The 233-nt window shown below is 64.8% G+C and carries 1 protein-coding gene; it reads left to right on the forward strand.

All coding sequences use genetic code 11. The features are described 5' to 3' along the window. Positions 1-36: 36 nt before the first annotated feature. On the forward strand, positions 37-233 hold a 197-nt coding region (locus tag KVT44_RS57285; RefSeq protein ID WP_217577229.1), incomplete at its 3' end, for a hypothetical protein.

Raw genomic sequence — 233 nt, forward strand, 5'->3', positions numbered from 1 at the left:
GAGGACGTTGGCCGTGCTCTGGCTGCCGTGTGCAACGTGATACACCCCGAGGTCGTTGCGCTCTCAGATCGGCTCGGTCTCGTTGCCACAGGAGATGTCGTCGAAAGGATTGCCGCGAGCATCCGGCGATACTCGCACCCAAGCATCTCTCCGACGCTGAGGATCGTCCGATCACCGACGGCAGACGACGGCGCGCGGCGCGCGGCAGGAGTGATCGTCCCTCCCGCATCGAT

Source organism: Streptomyces sp. GbtcB7 (assembly GCF_019091445.1).
Classification (GTDB): domain Bacteria; phylum Actinomycetota; class Actinomycetes; order Streptomycetales; family Streptomycetaceae; genus Streptomyces; species Streptomyces mirabilis.